This is a genomic window from Klenkia terrae (genome assembly GCF_900491935.1).
Lineage (GTDB): Bacteria > Actinomycetota > Actinomycetes > Mycobacteriales > Geodermatophilaceae > Klenkia > Klenkia terrae.
Genome location: NZ_UEXK01000004.1, coordinates 1,667,078 through 1,688,180 on the forward strand (window position 1 = coordinate 1,667,078; position 21,103 = coordinate 1,688,180).

The following is a 21,103-nucleotide window of genomic DNA, read 5'->3' on the forward strand; positions in this document are numbered from 1 at the left end:
GCTGGGGCGGCACCCGTGAGACACCGATGAGAGGACTCTCATGTCCAGCACCACCGACGCCGCCGTCCCGCTGCCCGGCGACCGCTCGATGCGGGCCACCGTCGTGCTGCCCGACAGCGAGGCGCCGGCGGGTGGCTGGCCCGGCGTGCTCGTGGTCCACGAGGTCTTCGGCGTGACCCCGGAGATCACCGCGGTCGCCACGATGTTCGCCGACCGGGGGTGGGTCGCCGTCGTCCCCGACCTGGTCAGCGCCGGGAGCCGGATGGCCTGCCTGCTGCGCACCGCCAAGGAGATGGTCGCCCGCCGCCCGGGCCCGGTCATCGACGACCTGGTCGCCGTCCAGCGGTGGCTCGCTGCGCGCGACGACGTCGCGGCCGACCGGACGACGGCGATCGGGTTCTGCATGGGTGGGCAGTTCGCCCTGCTGCTGGGCACGCTCGCGCCGGACGGGCTCGCCGCGGTCAGCGCCAACTACGGGCAGCCCCCGGCCGACGACGTCGACCTCACGCGGTGCCCGCCGGTGATCGCCAGCTACGGGGAGCGGGACCGGTCGCTGCCCGGCGCCGGCCCGGCGCTGCAGGCCCGGTTGACCGCCGCCGGGGTGGCCAACGAGGTGCACACCTACCCGGGGGCGGCGCACTCCTTCCTGACCGGTGACCACCGGCTGCTGGGCTTCGTGCCGCTGCCGGGCACCCGGTACACCGCGTCGGCGGCCGAGCAGGCCTGGCCGCGGATCTTCGCCTTCCTGGAGGAGCACACCGCCCCGCACGGGTGACACCCCCTCCAGATCGCGGCCCGGCGGCCGATGGATCCCCGAGGTGTGCACCGGGCACGCCGGAGGGAGCCGTCCGTCGTGGGCAGTGCGTGGGGTGCCGACCGCAGGATCCTGGCCGCCGGGATGGCGGCCACCGTGGTGGTCGGCTTCGTCGTCGCGGCCGCCGTCGACGCGCTGGCCGCCCCCGAGGTGGCCGTCGCCGAGGGCTACGGACCCGGTGACGGCCTCAGCCGCTGGGTGCTGGGCACTGCCGACCCGGTCGCGCTCGTCCCCGCCGCCGAGGCCACGCCCGGTGTGGTGAACGCCCAGCCGCTGTTCGACGGCGGGGTGCTGGTCGCCACCACCTCGGCCGACCCGACCGGTCTGGCCGCGATCCCCGGTGTGACCTCGGTCGAGCCGTCGGTGTCCGCCGAGCTGATGGCCGACCCGACCGACCCCTACTGGTCGGACTACGGCTACAACCTGGAGAACACCGGCACGAACTTCTACAACCAGACCGGGACGCGGGACGCCGACGTCGACGCCACCGCCGGGTGGGCCGCGACCACCGGCACCGGCGAGGTGGTGGCCGTGCTCGACTCCGGCTACGACCTCGACCACCCGGACATGTCCGGTGCCCTGTGGAGCAACCCGCTGGAGGCCTGCGGATCGGTCGACACCGACGGCAACGGACTGGCCGGGGACTGCAACGGCTGGGACTTCACCCGCAACGCGCCGATCACCGACGCGACCGAGAGCGGCTCGCACGGCGTGGCGGTCAGCGGTGTCGCCGCGGCGCGGGCAGGCAACGGGATCGGCTCGGCCGGCGTGGCCCCGGGGGCCAGCATCATGCCGCTGGTCATCGGGAGCGGATCGACGGTGGACGTCAACCTGGGCGCGCAGGCCATCCGGTACGCCGTGGACCACGGCGCCACGGTCATCAACGCCTCGTGGGGCGGGCCCACGCTGCTGCCGGCCCTGCAGTCGGCGGTGGCCTACGCCGGGGCGAACGACGTCCTGGTCGTGGCCGCGGCGGGCAACGACGCGGTCGACCGCGACGCCACGCCCATGTACCCGGCGTCGCTCCCCGACCCGGCGATCGTGTCGGTGGGCAGCTCGACCGCGGCCGACACGCTGTCCGCGTTCTCGGCCTGGGGTGCGACCTCGGTGGACCTCATGGCACCGGGCACGCTGGTCTTCCTGCCCTGGCCCGACGGCGGGTACCGGCTGGCGTCGGGCACGTCGTTCTCCGCCCCGGAGGTGGCCGCCGTCATCGCGCAGTACCGCAGCCTCATGCCCACGGCCACCGCGCAGGACATCAAGCAGGCGCTGCTGGCCGACGTCGACCCGATCCCGGGGTTCGTCGGCCGGTCGGTCTCCGGTGGCCGGCTCACGACGAACGGGCTGGCCGCGCTCGGCACCACCCAGGTGCGCTGGACCTACAGCTCGATGACCGGCGCACCGGGCCCGGTGCGCCCCGCCCTGACCACCAGCTCGAACCTGCCGACCGGCGACTACACCGCCGTGCTGGGTCTGGGGATGCGGGTGGACGGCCAGGTCTACGCCGTCGCCGGGCAGCCGCTGACCGTCGGCGGCTCGACCGTGGCCACCGACGACACCGGGACGGCGGCATTCCCGCTGGGCGCCCGCGGCCCGGCGTCGGGCGCCCTGGTCCTCTCCCCGACCACGACCCTGCTCGAGGGCCGCTACGTGCTCACCGTGCAGCTGCTGCTCGACGGTGACCCGTTCGGCCGCGCCTCGGCCGCCCCGCTCACGGTGGCGACGGCACCGACCCCGACCCCGACCGCAAGCCCGACCAGCGCCCCGACGACCGGCGGCCCGGCCCCCACGACGGCCGCGCCGCCGACCGGGACGTCGCCCGGCGGCAGCTCCCCCACCTCTGGACCCGGCGCGACCGGATCGCCCGCGCCCTCGGGCACGGCCGGCCCGAGCAGCACACCGGCCGCGCCCACCACACCGGGCAGCGGGTCCGCACCGACCACGGCTGCCGGACCGACATCGACCGCAGGTCCGACCGCCGCCCCGACGGCGGCACCCAGCACCACCCGCCCGGCCGTCCCGACGGCCACTGCACCCACCAGCGCCGGGCCGACGTCGACCACGACGCCGACCACCGGTGCTGGCCCGACCAGCAGCACCCCGGGCGCGGGTCCGACGAGCACGTCTCCCCGACCGACCACGACCGCGGCCCCGACCGCGGTGGGGACCGCCCCGCCCAGCGGCGGCACCGTCTACCCGGGTGTCGGGGACTTCCTGGTCACCTCGGTCAGCCCCGACCACGTGGACGTGGCCGGTGGCGCGCAGGTCACCGTGGTCGGCACGTTCCCGTCCCGGCCGACCGTGCTCGTCGGCTCCACCACGACGGCGACGGTGGTCTCCTCCAGCGCGACGCAGGTCGTGTTCACCGCGCCTGCGCGGGTGGCCGGCAGCTACACCCTGCTGCTGTCCACGTCGGACGGGAAGAGATCCCAGCTGACCGGCGCACTCACCTACGTCGCGGGCACGGCTGCGCCGACCACCGCGGCGCCGACCAGCACGTCCGCGCCGGCAACCCCGACGGTCGCCGTCCCCTCGCCGACCCCGTCGGGGCCGGTGATCGTCACCGGGCCGGGCGGGCAGCGCCTGGTCGGTACGGCGTTCTTCAGCTCCATCCCGGCCTCGGTGTGGACGGTCGACTGCTCGTCGTCCTGCTCCGGGACGCTGCTCTAGGTGTTGCTCGTCATGACGTTGGTGACGCCGGCGTGGAGGCGTGAGGCGGGTGGTCGGTTCCCGGCGGCGGTGTGTGGTCGGTGGTAGTTGTAGTGCACGGTCCAGACCGCGATCGCCCGGGCTCGTTGGGCTTCGGATGTCCAGGTGCGGGCGTAGAGCAGCTCCTCGGCCAGGATCCGCTGGTAGCGCTCGACCTTGCCGTTGTGCTTGGGCGTGAACGGCCGGGTCCGCTGGTGGCGGCTGGCNGCGATCGCCCGGGCTCGTTGGGCTTCGGATGTCCAGGTGCGGGCGTAGAGCAGCTCCTCGGCCAGGATCCGCTGGTAGCGCTCGACCTTGCCGTTGTGCTTGGGCGTGAACGGCCGGGTCCGCTGGTGGCGGCTGGCGTCGAACAGTGACCTGGTGAACGCCCCGGCGCGGTAGCAGGACCCGTTGTCGGTGATGACCCGGGTGATGCGGCCGATGCCGTGGGCGCGGAAGAACGCGCGGGCGCGGGCGAAGAACGCGATGGCGGTCTTGGCGGTCTCGTTGGCCAGGGGTTCGGTGTAGGCCAGTCGGGAGAACCCGTCGATGGCCGAGTGCAGGTAGACGTAGCCGGCCTTCTGGCCGGTCTTGGCCGCGGCGGTCTTGGCGCGTGCGGCGGCGCGGTCACCGTCGCTGCCGCGGCCGTGGGCGCGCCATCCGCCGCCGTCGGGGATGCGGCCGACCTTCTTCACATCGACGTGGATCATGTGCCCGGGGTAGCGGGCGGTGATCTTGCCTGGGGCGCGGTTGTTGTCCCCGTCGGGGTCCAGGAAGCGGCGGCGGTTGATGCCCAGTCGGGCCAGCCACCGTCCGACGGTGGCAGCGCTGATGTCCACACCGTCGCCGTTGAGCTCGGCGGTGATCAACCGCGCGGACCACTTCTTCTCCCGCCGCAGCGCCTCGATGCGGGCTACCACCTCGCCTTCGGTCTGGGTGGGGCTGGCGTGCGGGGCGCTGGAGCGGTCCAGCAGCCCGACCTCGCCAAGGGCGTCGTAGCGGTTCTTCCACTTGGACAGGCACTGCCGGGACACACCGGCCTCAGCAGCGATGTGCGCGATCGGACGGGTAGCGCACCGGTCGATCAACCGCAGCCGGCCAGCAGGGGTCAGGGGCGCGTTAGCGTGGGACAAGACGGGTCTCCGGGTCGGTCAGGACGTGTGGTCAGCGCTTCACATCCTGCCGCCGGGGACCCGTCCTACGTCCCGGCCCCTACCGCCCCGCTGTCAACAACCTCATGCACCGCAACATCCTAGGCGCGACGGGCGGTGACCGCCCAGAGCGGGTCGCCGCGGCCGGCCGGGGTGCGCAGCTGCACCTCGGGCTCGGTGAACCCGCCGGCCCGGCGCAGCAGCTCGACGACCAGTGCCCCGTGCTGGGCGTCGGAGGTGCCGAGCCAGCCGTGCACGGCCTTGGTCGGGAAGCAGCGGTTGGAGAAGGTGATCGCCACGGTCCCGCCGGGTCGCAGCACCCGGACGGCCTCGGTGAGCACCTCGACCGGACGGGTCAGGTAGTCGATCGAGACGCAGCAGACGACGGCGTCCACGTCGGCGTCGGGCAGCGGGATCCGCGGGTCGGCGTTGAGGTCGTGCACGATGCGCTGGGTCGCGGCCGGGTTCGCGTCGAGCTCCGCGGCGTTCATGCCCAGGACGACGAGCTCGACCGGCGGCTGCTCGAAGTGCGAGACCCACGACGACATCAGGTCCAGCACCCGGCCGGTGAGTCCGAGCTCGGTGTACAGCGCCCCGACCGCGGCGATCGCGCGGTCGTCGATGTGCGTGACCAGGCGGGGCGGGCCGTAGAAGACGGTGTCCGGCGTGGGGTCGTCCCGGTCGAAGAAGCCGGGCGGGAAGCCGTCGTACGGGTCGGTGGTCACCCGTCGAGTCTGCGGCCGGTGCGGGGGTCTCCGCCGGGCGGAGCGGGCGCTGCGGTAAGGTTCTGGAGCGCTCACGCGGGTGTAGTTCAATGGTAGAACATCAGCTTCCCAAGCTGACAGTGCGAGTTCGATTCTCGTCACCCGCTCCACGTGAAAGGCCCCGGTCCGTCGTGGATCCCGGGGCCTTCGTCGTCGCTGCCGCCGGGCCGACCGACGTGAGCACCCGTCACCGAGAGCGGGTCGATCCGGGCTGCGGCGTAGCTTGAGGGCTCAACCAGTCGTCCCGAGGAGTTCCGCCGTGCCGCTTCCCGTCCTCCAGGTGATCGCCGCCAGCACCCGTCCCGGCCGCAAGGGCATCGCCGTCGCCCGCTGGGTGGCGCAGCAGGCCGAGGCGCACGGCGGGTTCGACGTCGAGCTGGTGGACCTGGCCGACGCCGGTCTGCCGGTGCTCGACGAGCCCAACCACCCGCGGCTGGGCCAGTACACCCAGCAGCACACCAAGGACTGGTCGGCGACGATCTCCCGGGCCGACGCCTTCGTGTTCGTCTTCCCCGAGTACAACCACTCGATGCCCGGCGGTCTGAAGAACGCGCTGGACTTCCTGTTCCACGAGTGGGCCGACAAGGCCGCCGGCCTGGTCTCCTACGGCGGCGTCTCGGCCGGCACCCGCTCGGCCGCTGCGCTCAAGCCGGTCCTCGGCGCGCTGCGCATGGTGCCCGTCGTCGAGGCCGCCACCATCCCGTTCTTCACCCAGTTCATCGACGAGGACGGCGTCTTCACCGGCAACGCGGAGCTGGAGGCCGGCGCCACGGCGATGCTCGACGAGATCGCCCGGCTGACCGCGGGCCTGCAGACCGTGCGCCGCTGACCGGCAGGCACGAGGCTGTCGGGATGGACCTGCGGACCCTCCCGACCGCCGACCTGGACGCCGGTGAGCTGGTCGCGCTCCGCGCCTTCCTGGACGGCGTCTTCACCGACGGCTTCCGGGACGACCACTGGAGCCACGCCCGCGGCGGCCTGCACGTCCTGGCCACCCGCAACGGCGAGCTCGTCGGGCACGCCGCGGTGGTCGGCCGCCAGCTCCTGGTCGGCGACCGGACCCTGCGCACCGGCTACGTCGAGGCCGTGGCGGTGGCCTCCTCGGCGCGCCGGCAGGGGGTCGCGACCGCACTGATGACCGAGGTCGAGCGGTTGGTGCGGGGCGGCTCCGAGCTCGGCGCGCTGGCCGCCAGCGTGGACGGCGTCGGGCTGTACGAGGCCCGCGGCTGGACCCGGTGGCAGGGCCCGCTGTGCGCCCTGACCCCGGACGGCCGGACCGAGGGCGACGCGTCCCGGGTCTACGTGCTGGCCACGCCGGAGACCCCGATCGCCCTGGACCCGACCATCCCCCTGGTCTGCGACTGGCGGCGCGGCAGCCTCTGGTGAGCTAGCGGGTTGTGCGCGCCGATTGCCACAGCGTGCCGACCCGCCGGAGCGGTGGGACAAGCGGTGCGCACGGTTCGTCCGGGACGCCGGAGGGCTGGCGGCCCGGCGTGCCAGCCGTCACGATCGACGCGGCGGATGTGAGACGGCATCGTTCCGCTCGTGCCCGCCCGACCAGGCCCTGCCCCCGCCCGGTCGCCCCCGGGTTCAGGCCGGCAGGAGCAGCGTGGCGTAGAGCGTCAGCCCAGGCCCGAAGGCCATGGCGACCACCGGCCCGTCGACGTCCCCGAGGTCCTCGAGGACCAGCAGCACCGTCGCCGACGAGCAGTTGCCGTGCTCGGCGAGCACCCGGCGCGAGGGCGCCATCTGCGCCTCGGTGAGCCCCAGCTGGTCGCGGGCGACGTCCAGGATCCGCGGGCCACCGGGGTGCACCGCCCACCCGGCCACGTCCTCCACCTTCAGGCCGGCGGTGTCCAGCAGCTCCTGCACCACGTCGCCGACGTGCCGGGCCAGCACGTCGGGCACCCGCGGCGACAGGCCCATCTTGAAGCCGAGGTCGGTGACGTCCCAGGTCATGTGGTCGGCGGTGGAGTGGTCGGTGCGCGCCACCGTCGCCGCCACCCGCATGCCGCGGCGGGCGTCGGGCTCGAGCACCACCGCGCTGGCCGCGTCGCTGAACAGCGCGTGCGCCACCACCTGCGACAGGTCGTGCCGGGCCGGCTGCACGTGCAGGCTGGTCAGCTCGCAGCACAGCAGCACCGCCGGCCGGGACCGCGCGGTCACGTAGTCCCCCACCGCGCCCAGGCCGGGCAGTGCCGCGTAGCAGCCCATGTGCCCGACCAGCAGGCGCTGCACCCCGGCCGGCATGCCCAGGTCGCTGGCCAGCCGGATGTCCAGACCCGGGGTGGCGTACCCGGTGCAGGTGACGACGGCGAACAGCCCGACGTCCCCGGGTGCCAAGCCCGCGGAGTCCAGCGCGGAGGCGACCGCCTGTTTGCCCAGCGGGAGCGCCTCGGTGATGAACCGCTCCATCCGGGCGCCGGTGCCCCACTGCGACAGGTCCTCGTGCACCGGGTTGGCCACCGCGTGCCGGGTCCGCACCCCGGCGGCGTCGAACACCCGGCGGGCCGACCGCAGGCTGGCGTAGTGCTCGGCGAAGAAGCCGTCCCACACCTCGTCCTGGGTGTAGGTCGCCGGCAGCGCCCGGCCGGCACCGGTGATCACGGCGCCGCTCATCGGGGCCGGTCCTGGGGAAACGTCACTCCTCGACGGTACGGGCGGGAGCGCCGGGGCGCTTGCGGCCGTAGCCGGCGAACAGGATGCCGCTCCAGCGCATCGGCACCATCCGCACGGTGGGCCGCCGTCCGCGCTTCCAGGCGACCAGGTCGCGCACCGACGGCCGCAGACCGACCAGCCGCAGGTCCAGGCCAAGGCGGTCGGCGGCGGCCAGCAGCCGGCGGCGGTCGACGAACAGTGCCGCGTCGTGGATGCCCGGCGGCGGCCCGCCCGGGATGCGCTCGGCGATGCCGATGGCCACCGGCCCGGCCAGCCGGGAGTCCGCGATCGCGTCGACGACCAGGGTCCCACCCGGCCTGAGCAGCCGGGCGCACTCCGCCAGCACCGCGACGTCGTCCTCGACGTGCTCGAGGATCTCGCCGCAGACGACGACGTCGGCGCACCCGTCGGCCAGCGGCACGGCCAGCACGGACCCGCGGACGGCGGCCACCCCGTGCTCTCTGGCCAGCCCCAGACCGGCCGCGCCGAGGTCGACCCCGACGTGCCGGTAGCCCAGCCTGCGGACGTGCGGGGCCATCAGACCGCCGCCGCAGGCCAGGTCCACCAGGACGGCGTCCGGGGACGGCGCCGGCGGCAGGTGCTCGGCGCGGGAGGCGGCCAGCCAGTGCAGCATCGCGAACCCACCGGCCGGGACCCACCACTGGTCGGCGAGCTGGTCGTACTGGGCGGGGTCGTTCCTGGCCAGCGGCACCCCCGGGACGCTACTTCTTCACTGGGTCGTGACCCCAGTTCATCAGCGAGTACCGCCAGCGGGAGTCCTCCATCGACTCCGACGTGGGCCGCTGGGCCAGGTGCCGCTTCACGTAACCGGTCACCTTCCGCATGTGCTCGTGGTCGTCGTCGGTCAGGTCGGCCACCTTCGTGTGCAGCAGCTCCACGATCCGGCGCCCGGACTCGTGTCCGGTCGACTCCCCCGACCCGCCGGACTTCTGGCCCACCGACTTCGACTCGTCGGTGTCCAGGAAGTCCTCGAGCTGCTTCGCGGTCATGTTCACCGCCTCGTGGAACCCGTCCCGGGTCTGCTTGTCGTCGTCGGCCACGCCGTCCTCCAGGTGATCGGTGCTCCCCACCGGGGTACCGCCTGGCCATGGAGGGGAAACCGGGACCGCAGCACACCGCCCGCGATCGGGACGAGACCCCTGACCAGGTGCTCGACCGCAACACCGGTGAGCTGCTGCAGGAGCTGCGGGTCACGATCACCGGCGTCCAGGTGCTGTTCGGCTTCCTGCTGACGCTGCCGTTCAGCTATCGCTTCGGCGACCTGGACGGCCTGGAGACCGCGCTCTACACGGTCACGCTCATGGCCACGGCGCTGTCGACGATCGCGCTCATCGCCCCGGTCCCGGTCCACCGACTGCTCTTCCGGCGGCGCGAGCGGGCGGCGCTGGTCCGCGTCGGCGACCGGCTGCTGGTGGTCGGGCTGGCCCTGCTGCTGCTCGGCGTGGTCAGCGCGGTGCTGCTGGTCCTGGACGTGGTGCTCGGCTGGACGGCGGCCCTGGTCGGCGGCGGGGTCGTGGCGGTCGCGGGCCTGGTGACCTGGTACGCGGTGCCGATCCGCATCCGCACCCGGAGCGACCGGGATGATCAGCTGCGGTGAGGACGGCGCCTGGCCGACCGGGCCCCCGGCGGCGCCACCTAGGCTCCCGACCGTGATCCAGCTGTGAGCGTGACCGTCGTCGGCAGCCTCAACGAGGACGTCGTGGTGACCGTCGACCGGCTGCCCGGCCGCGGCGAGACCGTCATCGGCACCGGCGTCCAGGTCCTGCCCGGCGGCAAGGGCGCCAACCAGGCGGCCGCGGCCGGTCGGCTGGGCCGCGGCGTGCACATGGTCGGCCGGGTCGGTGCGGACGACGCCGGGGACCGGCAGCTGGCCGCCCTGGCCGAGGCGGGCGTGAACGTCGGCCGGGTGCACCGGACCGACGGCGTCCCGACCGGCTCGGCGACCATCCCCGTCGAGGCCGCGGGCGGGGAGAACCTGATCGTCGTCGTCCCCGGGGCGAATGCCGCGCTGACCGCGGCCGACGTGGACGTCGAGAGCGTGCACCGGGCCGGCGTCCTGCTGCTGCAGCTGGAGACCCCGCTGGAGACCGTGCTGGCCGCCGCCCGCGCCACCGGGGGCACCGTGGTGCTCAACCCGGCCCCCGCCCAGCCGCTGCCGGCCGAGCTGCTGGCCGCCGTCGACGTGCTGGTGCCCAACGAGCACGAGCTGGTCCAGCTGGCCGGTGCGCCGACCGCGGAGCGCTCCCCCGCGCAGCTCGCCGAGCTGGCCCGCGGCCTGGCCGCCCGCTCCGTCGTGGTCACCCTCGGCGGCGCCGGGGTGCTCGTCGTCCCGGCCGAGGGCCCGGCGCTGCACCAGCCGCCGCTGGCCGTCGAGCCGGTGGACACCACCGGCGCCGGGGACTGCTTCAACGGCGCGCTGTGCCAGGCGCTGTCCCGCGGCGACGACCTGCCGACCGCGGTGGGCTACGCCGCGGTCGCCGCGGCGCTGTCCACCACCGGGCCGGGCGCCCGGGGCGGGCTGCCCGACGACGACGCCGTCCGGGCCGCGCTGCCCCGACTGCCGGGGGCGCGCCAGGTCTGAGGTTGGCCCGCGCACCGATCGGGCACGGCACAGCCATGACCGACACCACGCCCACGCACCCCGAGGACCCCGCCGAGGGCGCCGACCCCACCGGTCCCGACGGCGCCGGCCGCACCCCGCACCCGGACGAGCCCGCCGAGGGCGGCGACGACGAGGCCGACGCCGCCGCCGGCCTGGACCCGGAGAACCGGGTCACCGGCATCTGAGCTCAGTAGGACCGGGGCAGCCGGAGGTCGTGCTGGGCGATGAAGTTCAGCACCATCTCCCGGCTGACCGGCGCGATCCGGGAGAACCGGGACGAGGTGATCAGCGCACCGATCCCGGTCTCCTGGGACAGGCCCGTCCCGCCGTGGGTCTGCACCGCGGCGTCCACGGCGTGCACGACGGCCTCGGCGGCGGCGTACTTGGCGCTGTTGGCCGCCGACGCCGCGTCCTTGCCGGTGTCGATCAGCCAGGCGGCCTTGAGCGTCATCAGCCGGGCCAGCTCGACCTCGACCTGCGCGGCGGCCAGCGGGTGCGAGACGCCCTGGTGCGCGCCGATCGGGGTGCCCCAGACCCGGCGGTCCCTGGCGTAGGCGGCGGCCTTGTCCAGCGCCAGCCGGGCGGTGCCCAGCGAGTAGGCCGCGCCCATCACCCGCTCGGGGTTCAGCCCGGCGAACAGCTGCGCGATGCCGGCGTCCGGGGAGCCGACGAGGGCGTCGGCGGGCAGCCGGACGTCGTCCAGGAAGAGCTGGAACTGGTGCTCGGGGCTGACCAGCTCCATCGGGATCGGGGTCCGCGACAGGCCCGGCGCATCGACGGGGACGACGAACAGCGCCGGCCGCAGCGTGCCCTTGGCCGAGTCGGCCAGCTTCGCCACGACGAGCACCGCGTCCGCGACGTCGACGCCGCTGATCCACACCTTCTGGCCCTTCAGCACCCACTCGTCGCCGTCCCGGCGGGCGACGGTGGTGATCTCGTGGCTGTTGGACCCGGCGTCGGGCTCGGTGATGGCGAACGCCATGGTCAGCGAGCCGTCAGCGATGCCGGGCAGCCAGCGGTCGCGCTGCTCGGGGGTGCCGGAGCGGGCGATGATCGTGCCGCAGATGGCCGGGCTGACCACCATCATCAGCAGCGGGCAGCCGGCCGCCCCGAGCTCCTCCAGCACGATCGACAGCTCGACCATGCCGCCGCCCCCGCCGCCGTGCTCCTCGGGCAGGTTGACGCCCAGGAACCCGGCCTTGCCGGCCTCGTCCCACAGCGCCCGGGTGGTCCCGCCGGTGCGGGACTGCTCCAGGTACCAGGAGTGGCCGTACCGGCCGGCCAGGTCGGCCACGGCCGTGCGCAGGTCGCGCAGCTCATCGCCCTCGTCGAAGTCCAGGGTCACGGGGACACCACCTCACGGCGCAGCTGCGCCTTCGCGATCTTCCCGGCGGGCGTCGTCGGCAGCTCGCCGCGCACCTCGAACCGGCGGGGGCCCCTGTAGGTGTCTCTTATACACATTTCCGCGCCCACGAGACCAACGAGGGTTTCGTATGCCCAGCTCTTNGCGGTGCCCAGCGTCCGGCAGACGGTGTCCAGGTCGTCGGTCAGCGGGCTCATCACGCAGGCGCCCGACGTCTCCGACAGCCCGAACAGGTTCTGCACCACGGCGCCGGGGAACGCAGCGCCCATCGCCCGGGCCAGCGGCGGGGCCACGCTGGGGCCGCCCCCCACGGCGCTCCGGGCGCTGGGGACGTCCCGCGGGGGCTTCGCCTGCTCGGCCAGCATGAGCACGTACATCGTCGGCACGCCGGCCACCACGGTCACCCGGTGCGCGGCGACGGCGTCCAGCGCGGCGGCCGGGGAGAAGGCCGGCAGCATCGCGATCGACGCCCCCGAGGTCAGCGCCGCGAGCACCGTGCAGGTGATGCCGCCGACGTGGTTGAACGGCAGGTTGGACACGAAGACGTCGGTCGGGCCGGCCTGCTGCCGGTCGCGCTGCCCGATGGCGGAGGCCAGCAGGCTGCCGTGGGTGAGCACCGCGCCCTTGGGCCGGCCGGTGGTGCCCGACGTGTAGAGCACGACGGCGGGGGTGTCCGGGCCGAGCTCGACCTCGGGCACCGCGGCGTCGACGTCGCAGAGCGAGGCGAAGCCGTCCGGGCCGTCGTCGCCGAACCAGATGACCTGCAGGCCGGGCAGGTCCAGCGAGGCGTACAGCGCCCGGACGTCGACCCCGGGCAGCTCGCCCTCGCTGACCACCAGCGTCGTCCCCGACTGGCCGAGCATGTGGGTCAGCTCGGTCTCCCGGTACCGCGGGTTCAGCGTGACGACGGCGGCTCCGGCCCGGACGGCGCCGAAGAAGAGCACCAGCCAGTCGGTGGTGTTCAGCCCGGACACCGCCACCCGGTCGCCGGGCCGGATGCCGCGGGCTGCCAACCCGGCCGCGCACCGGTCGGCCCGGGCGTCGAGCTCCCGGACGGTGACCGGGTCGGCCCCGCCGAGCAGGAAGGGCCGGTCGGGCGCCTCGCGCAGTGCGGTGGACAGGTCCATCAGGTCTCCCCCTCCAGGACGGTGAGGACCGCGCCGGCCTCCACCTGGGCACCGACGACGACGTCCACGCTGGTCACGACGCCGTCGGCGGGCGCGGTGACCGGGTGCTGCATCTTCATCGCCTCGAGCACGAGCAGCCGCTGGCCGGCGGTGACCCGGTCCCCGACGGACACGTGGACGGCGACCACGGAGCCGGGCATCGGGGCGACCAGCGACCCGGCGGCGACGGCGGCCGACGGGTCGGGGAACCGCGGCAGCACCCGCAGGGGCACCGACCAGCCGTCGCCGTCCACCCAGACGTCGTCCCCGTGCACCGCGACGGACAGCCGGCGCTCGACGCCGTGCACGGTCAGCACCACCTCGTGCGGCTCGGCGGACACCAGCTCGACGCCCTCGGGGCCCTGCAGGCCGTCGCGGGTCAACCGGTAGCTGACCTCGGCCGTCTCGAACGCCGTCCGCTGCGGCTGCGAGACCACGTTGCGCCACCCGCTGGGCAGGTCGCCCAGCACGGCGGCGTCCCGGCGCCGTCCGGCGGCCAGCGCCAGCGCAGCGGCGAGCGGGGCCAGGGCAACCTCGTCGTCGCTGGCCAGCGGTGCGGCCAGCACGTCCAGGCCGTGCCGGTCGAAGAACGCGGTGTCGGTCTCCCCGGCCAGGAACGCCGGGTGCCGCAGCGAGCGGACCAGCAGGTCGCGGTTGGTGGTCGGGCCGTGCAGCCGCGCGTTCGCGAGCGCGGCGGCCAGCCGGGCGGCGGCCTCGGCCCGGGTGGGCGCCCAGGCGACGACCTTGGCCAGCATCGGGTCGTAGTGGGTGGAGACCACGCTGCCGGCGACGACCCCGGCGTCCACCCGGATGCCCGCGGCGGGCGGCACCGCGAACGCGGTCCCGGGGACGTCGAAGCCGTGCACCGGTCCGCTGACCGGCCGCCAGTCCTGCGCCGGGTCCTCGGCGTAGAGCCGGACCTCGATCGCGTGGCCGGTCGGCGCCGGGGGCTCCGCGGGCAGCCGCTCGCCGGCGGCGATCCGCAGCTGCCAGGCGACCAGGTCCAGGCCGGTGACGCACTCGGTGACCGGGTGCTCGACCTGCAGCCGGGTGTTGGTCTCCAGGAAGAAGAACGCCCCGTCGGCGCGGACCAGGAACTCCACGGTGCCGGCGCCGACGTAGTCGATCGCCCGGGCCGCGGTGACCGCCGCGTCGCTCAGCGCGGCGCGCAGCTCCGGGGTGACGAACGGCGACGGGGTCTCCTCGACCACCTTCTGGTGCCGGCGCTGCAGCGAGCACTCCCGCTCCCCCAGCGACCAGACGGTGCCGTGCGCGTCGGCCAGCACCTGGACCTCGATGTGCCGGCCGGCCTCGACGTAGGGCTCCACGAACACCGTCGGGTCGCCGAACGCCGACGCGGCCTCGGCCCGGGCCGTCTCGACCTCCGCGTCCAGGTCGGCCAGCGCGCGCACGATCCGCATCCCGCAGCCGCCGCCGCCGGCCGACGCCTTGACCAGCACCGGCAGGTCGGCCTCCGTGACCTCGTTCAGCTGCAGCACCGGCACACCGGCGGCGGCCATCAGCGCCTTGGCCTCGACCTTCGAGCCCATCGCGTCGATCGAGGTGGCCGGCGGGCCGATCCAGGTCAGCCCGGCGTCGACCACCGCCCGGGCGAAGTCGGCGTTCTCCGACAGGAACCCGTAGCCCGGGTGCACCGCGTCGGCGCCGGCGGCCCTCGCCGCGGCGACCAGCAGGTCGGCGCGGAGGTAGGTCTCCGCCGGCGTGGCCCCGGGCAGCCGGACGGACCGGTCCGCCTCGGTCCGGTGCGGGCTGCCGGCGTCCGGGTCGCTGTAGACGGCGACCGTGCCGATGCCCAGGTCGCGGCAGGTCCGGAACACCCGCCGCGCGATCTCCCCCCGGTTGGCCACGAGCACGCGGGTGACGGTCACGGGCGGAACACCCCGTAGGCGGGGGTGCCGTGGCCGGCGCCGGTGCCGGCGACCTCGCCGGACGCGATCGCGGACAGGCACATGCCGAGCACGGTGCGGGTGTCGCGCGGGTCGATGATCCCGTCGTCGTAGACCCGGCCGGACAGGAACTGGGGCATCGACTCCGCCTCGATCTGGGCCTCGACGGCGGCGCGCATGGCGGCGTCGCCGTCCTCGTCGAACGGGGTGCCGCGGGACTCCGCCGCGGCCCGGGCCACGATCGAGAGCACGCCGGCGAGCTGGGCCGGGCCCATGACGGCGGACTTCGCCGTCGGCCAGGCGAACAGGACCCGCGGGTCGTAGGCCCGCCCGCACATGCCGTAGTGGCCGGCGCCGTAGGAGGCGCCCAGCAGCACCGACAGGTGCGGCACCCGGCTGTTGGAGACGGCGTTGATCATCATCGCGCCGTGCTTGATGATCCCGCCCTGCTCGTACTCCTTCCCGACCATGTAGCCGGTGGTGTTGTGCAGGAAGAGCAGCGGGGTGTCGCTGGCGTTGGCCAGCTGGATGAACTGGGTGGCCTTCTGCGCCTCGGCGCTGAACAGCACGCCCTGCGCGTTGGCCAGCACGCCGACCGGGTGGCCGTGGATGCGCGCCCAGGCGGTGACCAGCGAGGGCCCGTAGCGCGGCTTGACCTCGTCGAGGTCGGAGTCGTCGACGACCCGGGCGAGCACCTCGCGGGGGTCGAAGGGCTGGGACAGGTCGGTGCCGACGACGCCGAGCAGGTCGTCCTCGGCGTACCGCGGCGGCAGCACCGCCGAGGGCGCCGGCCCGCGCTTGCGCCAGTTCAGCCGGGCGACGACCCGGCGGCCGATCCGCAGCGCGTCCACCTCGTCGACCGCGACGTGGTCGGCCAGCCCGGACACCCGGCCGTGCATCGCCGCACCGCCCAGGGACTCCTCGTCGGCGACCTCGCCGGTGGCCATCTTCACCAGCGGCGGGCCGCCGAGGAACACCTTCGCGCCGCCGTCGACCATCACGACGTGGTCGCTCATGCCGGGCACGTAGGCCCCGCCGGCGGTGGAGTTGCCGAAGACGATCGCGATCGTCGGGATGCCGGCCGCGGACAGCCGGGTGAGGTCGCGGAACAGCTGCCCGCCCGGGATGAAGATGTCCTTCTGGGTGGGCAGGTCGGCGCCGCCGGACTCCACCAGGTTGACCAGCGGCAGCCGGTTCTCCCGGGCGACCTGCATGGCGCGCAGCGTCTTCTTCAGCGTCCACGGGTTGCTCGACCCGCCGCGGACGGTGGGGTCGTGCGCGATCACGACCACCTCGACGCCCTCCACCACGCCGACGCCGGTGACCACGCTGGCGCCGACGGTGAAGTCGGTGCCCCACGCGGCCAGCGGGGAGAGCTCCAGGAACGGGCTGTCGGCGTCCAGCAGCAGCTCGACCCGCTCCCGGGCCAGCAGCTTGCCCCGCCCCCGGTGCCGGGCGACGGCCTTCTCCCCTCCCCCGGCGACGGCGCGGGCGTGCTCGTCGTCCAGCGCGCGCAGCGCCGCGAGCACCGCGGTCCGGTTGGCGGCGAACTGGTCGCCGGCGGTGTCCAGGGCAGAGCGGAACACGGTCATGCGGGGGCCTCCGAGTAGCCGAGGAGCCGGCCGGCCAGGTCGGTGAGCACCTCGGTGGCGCCGCCGCCGATGCCGAGGATCCGGACGTCTCGGAAGTGGCGCTCCACCTCCGAGTCGCGCAGGTAGCCCATCCCGCCGTGCAGCTGGACGGCCTGGCTGCAGACCCACTCCCCGGCGGCGACGGCGGCGTTCTTGGCCAGGCAGGCCTCGGCGGCGACGTCCTCCCCCGCGGCGTGCCGGACGACGACCGAGCGGGTGTAGGTGCGGGCCAGCTCGACCCGGGAGTGCATCTCGACCAGCCGGTGCACCACGGCCTGCCGGCCGGCCAGCGGGACGCCGAACGTCGTCCGGTCCCGGGTCCAGGCGCGGGTCAGCGCCAGCGCGCGGTCGGCGACGCCGTAGGCGTGCACGGCCAGCGCCAGCCGCTCGGTGACGAACTGCCGGGTGATCTGGCCGAACCCGCCGCCCTCCGGGCCGACCAGGTTGCCCACCGGCACCCGGGCGCCGGCGTAGGCCAGCTCCGCGGTGTCCGAGCAGTGCCAGCCCATCTTCGCCAGCGCCCGGGAGACGGTGAACCCGGGCGTGCCCCGGTCGACGACCAGCAGGCCGACCCCCCGGGCGCCCGGCCCGCCGGTGCGCACCGCGGTGGTCACGAAGTCCGCGCGGGTGCCGCTGGTGATGAAGGTCTTGGTGCCGTCCACGACGAAGGAGTCGCCGTCCCGGACCGCGCGGGTGCGCAGCGCGCCGACGTCGGAGCCGGCGTCGGGCTCGCTGACCGCCAGCGACCCGATCAGCTCCCCGGCCAGCGTCGGCCGGACGTACCGCTCGACCAGGTCGGGATCCCCGGCGGCGACCAGGTGCGGCAGCGCGATCGAGTGCGTGAACAACGCCGCCAGCAGCCCGGACGACGCCCCGGCCGCGAGCATCGCCTCCAGCACGGTGACCACGTCGACCAGGTCACCGCCCTGCCCGCCGACCTCCTCGGGGAAGCCGATGCCCAGCAGCCCGGCGTCCGCGGCGGCCCGGTGCAGCGCGCGCGGCACCGCGCCGGCGGTCTCCCAGGCGTCCAGGTCGGGCAGCACGTGCCGCTGCACGAACCCGGCGGCCGACTCCCGCAGCTGCACGCGCTCCGCCGACTCCCAGCTCACAGCAGGGCCTCCGGGATATCCATCTCGCGCCCGCGCAGCCACTCGCCGACCGCCTTGCCCTGCGGGTCGAACCGGGTGCTGGCGGCCACCCCCTGACCGAGCAGGCCCTCGACCACCACGTCGACCGCGCGCAGGTTCGGCAGCGGGTGCACGGTGACCGGCAGGTCCGCGGCCTCGGGCAGCAGCTCCCGGACGACGTCGGGGGTCAGCGCGGCGGCCAACCACGCGGCGCCCTCGTCGGTGCGCGCCCAGAGGCCGACGTTCGCCGTCCCGCCCTTGTCGCCGCTGCGGGCCCGGGCGACCGCACCCAGCGGCGCGCGCCGGGTCGGACCGGGCTCGACGGACGTGGCGGGGACGGCGGGCAGGTCGGCCAGCGGTGCGGTGACCGCCGGCGGCGGGATGTCCACCCGGCTGCCGTCGGGCAGCACCGCGACGTGCGGCACCGCGGTCTGCGGCACGTAGGCCGGCGCGTAGACGCCGTACGCCGAGCCCGACCCGGGCGGCGCGGTCAGGTGGAAGCCCGGGTAGGAGGCCAGCGCCATCTCCACCGCGGCGCCGGAGAACGCCCGGCCGACGACCTCGGCGACCGGGTCGGTGGCCTGGGCGCGCAGCAGCACGCTGGCGCCGGCCTCGGTGTCGGCGTCCGGGCGCTGCACGCCGACGGTCGACCAGACCAGCTCGGCCGGGCGCGGGTCCAGCGCGGCCTCGAACTGGGCCCGGGCCAGCGCCGCCTTGGCCTCGATCCGGTCGCCGGTGAGCACGAAGGTGACCTCGTTGCGGTGCCCGCCCAGGGCGTTGAGGCAGACCTTGACGTCCGGCGGCGGGGCCTCGCCGCGGACGCCGTCCAGCAGTACCCGGTCCGGGCCGTCCGGGGTCAGCCGCACGGTGTCGAAGCGGGCGACGGCGTCGGGGCCGGCGTACCGGGCGCCGGTGATCTCGTAGAGCAGCTGCGCGGTGACGGTGTCCACGTCGACGACCCCGCCGGTGCCCGGGTGCTTGGTGATCACGCTGGACCCGTCGGCGCGCAGCTCGGCCAGCGGGAAGCCGGGGTGCAGCAGCTGCTCCAGCGGGTGCTCGTCGAAGGCGGACAGGTTGCCGCCGGTGGCCTGGGTGCCGCACTCCAGCACGTGCCCGCAGGCCATCGCGCCGGCGATCGCGTCGTGGTCCTCCCGCCCCCAGCCGAAGTGCGCGATGCCCGGGCCGACGACCAGCGAGGCGTCGGTGACCCGCCCGGTGACCACGACGTCGGCGCCCGCGCGCAGGCACTCGGCGATGCCGAACGCGCCCAGGTAGGCGTTGGCGGTGATCGGCTCGCCGAACCCGAGCTCGGCCGCGCGGGGCAGCAGGTCGTCGCCCTCCACGTGCGCGACCGCCGTCGGCACGCCGAGCCGGTCGGCCAGCGCGCGGACGGCGTCGGCCAGCCCCGCCGGGTTGGTGCCGCCGGCGTTGACCACCAACCGCACGCCCCGGTCCCGGGCCAGGCCCAGGCACTCCTCGAGCTGGGCCAGGAAGGTCCGGGCGTACCCGCGGGAGGCGTCGCGAGCCCGGTCCCGGCCCAGGATCAGCATGGTCAGCTCGGCCAGGTAGTCCCCGGTGAGCACGTCCAGCGGGCCGCCCTCGAGCATCTCCCGGACGGCGGCCCGCCGGTCGCCGTAGAAGCCCGACGCGTTGCCGACCCGCAGCGCCGGCGGCGTCACCGGGCCTCGCTGCCGGCGCCGGGCTCACCGGCGAAGGCCTGGGCGACGGCCATCCAGCGGGCGGCGGCCTCGCCGGTCGTGGCCAGGTCGAGCGCGGCGAGGGGACGGCGCTGGGTGACCCGCAGGCAGAAGTCCAGCGCCGGGCCGGTCACCCGGTCGGCCGCGGACTCCTCGCCCCAGCTCCACACCGCCCCCGACGGCGCGACGAGCTCGACCCGCACGTCCTCGGTCGGGGCCGGCAGGCCGTGCTGGGCGTGCGCGAAGCCGCGGGTGACCACGCCCAGGTGCGCGACCGCCCGCAGCCGGTCGGTGGCCGAGACCGGCAGCCCCAGCGCGTCGGTGACGTCGACGCCGTGCGCCCAGGTCTCCATCAGCCGGGCGGTGGCCATCGACGCGGCGCTCATCGGCGGGCCGTACCAGGGCAGCTTCTGCCCCGCGGGGACGGCCGCGAGCGCTGCGGCCCGGGCTGCGCGCCCGGTCCGCCAGCGCTCGAGCAGCTCGGCCGGGGGGACGGCGGCGCCGGCCGCGGCCTCGGCGTCGACCAGGCCGTCGGTGTCCGGGAGCGCGCGGAAGGCCGTCGGGTCGGTGGCCGCCAGCGCGGCGACGTCGTCGGTCCAGGCCAGGTGGGCGACCTGGTGGGCGACGGTCCAGCCCGCGGCCGGCGTCGGGGTGGCCCAGCCGGTGTCGTCGAGACCGGCGACCACGTCGTCCAGCGCCCTGCTCTCGGCGTCCAGATCGGCCAGCAGACCCTGCAGCAGCGACACCCGAGATCTCCCTCGCCAGGCCGGGCGGTCAGCACTGACCGCCCGTACGGTCAGCTTGGCCCGACGTCCTCGTCGGCGTCAAGACCCGCGACCGCGCGACCGGCGGCGAGCGCCTCGTCGACCACCGCCACCACCGCCCCGGCGGGGTCGGCCAGGTCGGCGGCGCGGCTCGGGTCGGCCAGCAGCCCGCCCAGGTAGGTGTCCACGTAGGACGCCGCCACCGCCGCCACCGGCTCGGCCCCGGCGGGGTCGAACCAGGTCCACATCCAGTGCACCGAGCCGAACAGCTGCAGCGTGCGCAGCCGGGCGTCGCCGGGCCGGAAGTCCCCGGTGCGCTCGCCCTCGGTCAGGACCGACACCACCAGCTGCCGGTACTCGTCCCGCAGCCCGCGGGAGGTCTCCATGCCCGGGGCGGCGGCGAACCGGCGCACCTCGCGCTGGAAGGCGATCGTCGCCGTCCGGTCGACGACCTGGTAGCGCACGCCCAGGTGCAGGAAGGCCGCCAGCCGCTGGGCCGGCCCGGGCAGGGCGTCCCAGACCACCCGCACCTCGGCCAGCCGGCGTCGCATGTAGGTCTCGTGCAGCTCGGTGAGCAGCTGCTCCTTGGTGCCGAAGTGGTGCACGATCGTGCCCTTGCTCAGCCCCAGGCCGGCGGCGAGGTCGCCGAAGTTCGTGCCGTCGTAGCCGCGCTCGGCCACCATCGCGGTGAAGGCGTCGAGGATGTCGCCGCGCCTGCTGCCGCGCCGCACGGGTCCGCCCACGGCGCCG

Annotated in this window: 20 protein-coding genes and 1 tRNA gene; 8 read left to right on the forward strand and 13 right to left on the reverse strand. The window is 75.2% G+C overall.

Annotated elements, in window-relative coordinates; translation table 11 throughout:
• Positions 1-40: 40 nt before the first annotated feature.
• Both LFA75_RS08645 and LFA75_RS08650 read left to right on the forward strand, forming a co-directional pair.
• A complete protein-coding gene (locus LFA75_RS08645; protein WP_225233237.1) occupies positions 41-775 on the forward strand; it encodes a dienelactone hydrolase family protein in 735 nt (244 codons plus the stop codon).
• Between the two features lie 78 nt (positions 776-853).
• On the forward strand, positions 854-3,484 hold the full coding sequence (locus LFA75_RS08650; RefSeq protein ID WP_225233238.1) for a S8 family serine peptidase: 2,631 nt from the start codon (positions 854-856) through the stop codon (positions 3,482-3,484).
• Here the strand turns inward: LFA75_RS08650 and LFA75_RS08660 are convergent.
• Both LFA75_RS08660 and LFA75_RS08665 read right to left on the reverse strand, forming a co-directional pair.
• Positions 3,481-4,635, reverse strand: a complete 1,155-nt coding sequence (locus LFA75_RS08660) for an IS481 family transposase (protein ID WP_404820936.1) — start codon at positions 4,633-4,635, stop codon at positions 3,481-3,483. The genes LFA75_RS08650 and LFA75_RS08660 overlap by 4 nt on opposite strands.
• Before the next feature lie 119 nt (positions 4,636-4,754).
• Positions 4,755-5,378: a methyltransferase domain-containing protein gene (locus LFA75_RS08665; RefSeq protein WP_225233239.1), complete on the reverse strand. Its 624-nt coding sequence runs from the start codon at positions 5,376-5,378 to the stop codon at positions 4,755-4,757.
• A 75-nt stretch (positions 5,379-5,453) separates the two neighbouring features.
• On the opposite strand from LFA75_RS08665, the gene LFA75_RS08670 reads away from it, so the two are divergent.
• The 3 genes from LFA75_RS08670 to LFA75_RS08680 all read left to right on the forward strand — a co-directional run bounded on the left by LFA75_RS08670 (position 5,454) and on the right by LFA75_RS08680 (position 6,803).
• Positions 5,454-5,527, forward strand: a tRNA-Gly gene (locus LFA75_RS08670).
• Positions 5,528-5,676: 149 nt separating this feature from the next.
• Positions 5,677-6,246 carry an NADPH-dependent FMN reductase gene (locus tag LFA75_RS08675; protein WP_225233240.1) on the forward strand — a complete coding sequence of 190 codons (570 nt, stop codon included), beginning with the start codon at positions 5,677-5,679 and terminating at the stop codon, positions 6,244-6,246.
• Positions 6,247-6,269: 23 nt separating this feature from the next.
• Positions 6,270-6,803: a GNAT family N-acetyltransferase gene (locus LFA75_RS08680; protein WP_225233241.1), complete on the forward strand. Its 534-nt coding sequence runs from the start codon at positions 6,270-6,272 to the stop codon at positions 6,801-6,803.
• Positions 6,804-7,007: 204 nt separating this feature from the next.
• Here LFA75_RS08680 and LFA75_RS08685 read toward each other — a convergent pair whose 3' ends face one another.
• The 3 genes from LFA75_RS08685 to LFA75_RS08695 are packed head-to-tail and all read right to left on the reverse strand — an operon-like array spanning position 7,008 to position 9,166.
• The gene (locus LFA75_RS08685; RefSeq protein ID WP_225233242.1) at positions 7,008-8,036 is read right to left on the reverse strand and encodes a type III polyketide synthase; all 1,029 of its coding nucleotides are present in this window, start codon (positions 8,034-8,036) and stop codon (positions 7,008-7,010) included.
• A 22-nt stretch (positions 8,037-8,058) separates the two neighbouring features.
• On the reverse strand, positions 8,059-8,787 hold the full coding sequence (locus LFA75_RS08690) for a methyltransferase domain-containing protein (RefSeq protein WP_225233243.1): 729 nt from the start codon (positions 8,785-8,787) through the stop codon (positions 8,059-8,061).
• Positions 8,788-8,797: 10 nt separating this feature from the next.
• The gene (locus LFA75_RS08695; protein ID WP_225233244.1) at positions 8,798-9,166 is read right to left on the reverse strand and encodes a DUF3140 domain-containing protein; all 369 of its coding nucleotides are present in this window, start codon (positions 9,164-9,166) and stop codon (positions 8,798-8,800) included.
• Positions 9,167-9,183: 17 nt separating this feature from the next.
• Between LFA75_RS08695 and LFA75_RS08700 the strand changes: the two genes are divergently transcribed.
• From LFA75_RS08700 to LFA75_RS08710, 3 genes are all read left to right on the forward strand, one after another.
• Entirely contained in the window at positions 9,184-9,693 is a 510-nt protein-coding gene (locus tag LFA75_RS08700; RefSeq protein ID WP_225233245.1) for a DUF6328 family protein, read from the forward strand.
• A gap of 63 nt (positions 9,694-9,756) precedes the next feature.
• Entirely contained in the window at positions 9,757-10,677 is a 921-nt protein-coding gene (locus LFA75_RS08705) for a ribokinase (RefSeq protein WP_225233246.1), read from the forward strand.
• A 35-nt stretch (positions 10,678-10,712) separates the two neighbouring features.
• Positions 10,713-10,883, forward strand: coding sequence for a hypothetical protein (locus tag LFA75_RS08710; protein ID WP_225233247.1), 171 nt, complete (start codon positions 10,713-10,715; stop codon positions 10,881-10,883).
• A 2-nt stretch (positions 10,884-10,885) separates the two neighbouring features.
• Here the strand turns inward: LFA75_RS08710 and LFA75_RS08715 are convergent, their stop codons facing one another.
• From LFA75_RS08715 to LFA75_RS08750, 8 genes are all read right to left on the reverse strand, one after another.
• Complete coding sequence (locus tag LFA75_RS08715) at positions 10,886-12,043, reverse strand: acyl-CoA dehydrogenase family protein (protein WP_225233248.1); 1,158 nt, start codon at positions 12,041-12,043, stop codon at positions 10,886-10,888.
• The gene (locus tag LFA75_RS08720) at positions 12,040-13,188 is read right to left on the reverse strand and encodes a long-chain fatty acid--CoA ligase (RefSeq protein ID WP_225233249.1); all 1,149 of its coding nucleotides are present in this window, start codon (positions 13,186-13,188) and stop codon (positions 12,040-12,042) included. The genes LFA75_RS08715 and LFA75_RS08720 overlap by 4 nt, the downstream gene beginning before the upstream one ends.
• Positions 13,188-15,116 carry an ATP-binding protein gene (locus LFA75_RS08725; protein WP_225233250.1) on the reverse strand — a complete coding sequence of 643 codons (1,929 nt, stop codon included), beginning with the start codon at positions 15,114-15,116 and terminating at the stop codon, positions 13,188-13,190. The genes LFA75_RS08720 and LFA75_RS08725 overlap by 1 nt, the downstream gene beginning before the upstream one ends.
• Positions 15,113-16,726, reverse strand: coding sequence for an acyl-CoA carboxylase subunit beta (locus LFA75_RS08730; protein ID WP_225233251.1), 1,614 nt, complete (start codon positions 16,724-16,726; stop codon positions 15,113-15,115). The genes LFA75_RS08725 and LFA75_RS08730 overlap by 4 nt, the downstream gene beginning before the upstream one ends.
• The gene (locus LFA75_RS08735; protein WP_225233252.1) at positions 16,723-17,874 is read right to left on the reverse strand and encodes an acyl-CoA dehydrogenase family protein; all 1,152 of its coding nucleotides are present in this window, start codon (positions 17,872-17,874) and stop codon (positions 16,723-16,725) included. Before LFA75_RS08735 ends, LFA75_RS08730 begins: the two co-directional genes overlap by 4 nt.
• Positions 17,871-19,571, reverse strand: coding sequence for an acyclic terpene utilization AtuA family protein (locus LFA75_RS08740; RefSeq protein WP_225233253.1), 1,701 nt, complete (start codon positions 19,569-19,571; stop codon positions 17,871-17,873). The genes LFA75_RS08735 and LFA75_RS08740 overlap by 4 nt, the downstream gene beginning before the upstream one ends.
• On the reverse strand, positions 19,568-20,335 hold the full coding sequence (locus LFA75_RS08745) for a TIGR03084 family metal-binding protein (RefSeq protein ID WP_225233254.1): 768 nt from the start codon (positions 20,333-20,335) through the stop codon (positions 19,568-19,570). The genes LFA75_RS08740 and LFA75_RS08745 overlap by 4 nt, the downstream gene beginning before the upstream one ends.
• A 50-nt stretch (positions 20,336-20,385) precedes the next feature.
• Positions 20,386-21,096: a TetR/AcrR family transcriptional regulator gene (locus LFA75_RS08750; RefSeq protein WP_225233255.1), complete on the reverse strand. Its 711-nt coding sequence runs from the start codon at positions 21,094-21,096 to the stop codon at positions 20,386-20,388.
• Positions 21,097-21,103 lie beyond the last annotated feature (7 nt).

Excerpts from the sequence above, each read along its gene's own strand:
- LFA75_RS08645 (WP_225233237.1), top strand. The coding sequence starts at position 41 with ATGTCCAGCACCACCGACGCCGCCGTCCCGCTGCCCGGCGACCGCTCG.
- LFA75_RS08680 (WP_225233241.1), top strand. The coding sequence starts at position 6,270 with ATGGACCTGCGGACCCTCCCGACCGCCGACCTGGACGCCGGTGAGCTG.
- LFA75_RS08685 (WP_225233242.1), bottom strand. The coding sequence starts at position 8,036 with ATGAGCGGCGCCGTGATCACCGGTGCCGGCCGGGCGCTGCCGGCGACC.
- LFA75_RS08700 (WP_225233245.1), top strand. The coding sequence starts at position 9,184 with ATGGAGGGGAAACCGGGACCGCAGCACACCGCCCGCGATCGGGACGAG.
- LFA75_RS08710 (WP_225233247.1), top strand. The coding sequence starts at position 10,713 with ATGACCGACACCACGCCCACGCACCCCGAGGACCCCGCCGAGGGCGCC.
- LFA75_RS08730 (WP_225233251.1), bottom strand. The coding sequence starts at position 16,726 with ATGACCGTGTTCCGCTCTGCCCTGGACACCGCCGGCGACCAGTTCGCC.